Source organism: uncultured Allobaculum sp. (assembly GCF_948576815.1).
In the GTDB taxonomy this organism is placed as follows: Bacteria; Bacillota_I; Bacilli_A; order Erysipelotrichales; family Erysipelotrichaceae; genus Allobaculum; species Allobaculum fili.
On record NZ_CAPAEZ010000129.1, the window covers coordinates 1 to 1,488 of the forward strand.

Genomic DNA, 1,488 nt, shown 5'->3' on the forward strand with positions numbered 1-1,488 from the left:
AGGCTCTCTTCTTTTTTCCTGATGCTTTTCCACTGCTTCCAGATGATGGCCCTGATTCTTCTCCGGAGCTTGCTGTCCAGTTTGCGCACCGTTTCTTTATACAGCCATGCACACCTGAAATAATTGCTCCATCCCCTGATGACCTGATTGATTTTTTCAATCCTCTCCTCAAGAGATACGCTCCAGTTCCGTTTTGTCAGCTTCATTATCTTCTGCTCGAACTCATGAATGGACTTCTCATGCGGTATCGCCTTCCATTCCCTTTTGTTCCTTTTGAAGCCAAACCCCAGATATTTCACTTCATCCGGTCTGGCCACTTTCGATTTTGAAGCATTCACTTCCAGCTTCAGCTTCTTTTCCAGATAATTGCTGAATGACTTCATCACCCTGTTGGCGGCGGCTTCCGACTTCACATAGATGAGCATATCGTCTGCGTATCTCGTGAATCTCAGCCCTCTGCTTTCCAGTTCCTTGTCTGCCTGGTCCAGATAGATGTTGGCCAGTACCGGCGAAAGCGGCCCTCCCTGCGGGATGCCTCTTTCTGTCCTGACAAGCCTTCCGTCTATCATGACTCCAGCTCTGACGAACTTCCTTGTCAGCGACGTGACGTCCCTGTTATGGAACAGGTTGTCTATCAGGCGGATCAGTCTGTCCTGGTCTACCGTATCGAAGAATTTCCTCAGGTCGATGTCGACGATCCAGTCATACCCGTCGTTCATGAACTCGAGGCCTTTCAGTATCGCCTGTTCACATCTCCTGTTCTTCCTGAACCCGTATGAGCTGTTGCTCATCTCGAAGTCCTTCCTGTAATCCAGATAGTTTGCCAGACAGGCCTGCACGACTCTGTCTCTGGCAGCCGGGACATTGAGCCCCCGCATGCTCCCATCCGGTTTCGGGATATCGGTCCTTTTGGCTGGCAGTGGTTTATAGCTGCGGTCCAGTATCTGTTCCCGCAGCCGCTCCCAATACTCTCCGGGGCAGGCAGGGAGTTCTCTGGCTTTGACCCCATCTACTCCCGCCGCTCCGTTGTTTCGTCGTACCTGTCTGCACGCATTGGTCAGGTTCTCCATGGAGAAGATTTCCTGAGTGCTCAGGTCTTCCGGCTGTATCAGTCTGGTCTGGTTCATGGCTGCTCCTTTCTTTCACGTGTTCCCGCACTGCCCTTCCTTACTCATCTTCAGGGGCTCTCTGGGTTTGTCCTTTGTCGGTTTGTTGTGCAGGACGCATTCCTGATATTTGCAGTAAATTGTACGTTCGGCCCTTCACTCCATCCCCATTACAGGGACTTCTTCGCTACTATGGCCTCGGCTGACTTCCTGCCATTCGTTATTACTGCGGGAAGGGGGTCATCATGGTTTGATGATTCCTCTCGCTGGCAGGACCTCCCCGGGTAAGGTCATACATCTTTCATTCCATACACCTGCCGCATCTACCACAGACAGTCATCCGCAACTATTACGATTTGCGCTGTCTGGCACGCTCGTCTCC

Annotated in this window: 1 protein-coding gene; it reads right to left on the reverse strand. The window is 51.7% G+C overall.

Translation table 11 applies throughout. The features are described from left to right. Positions 1 to 1,127: group II intron reverse transcriptase/maturase (gene ltrA / locus Q2J39_RS10710; RefSeq protein ID WP_300968173.1), on the reverse strand; the 1,127-nt coding region annotated here is incomplete at its 3' end. Positions 1,128 to 1,488 lie beyond the last annotated feature (361 nt).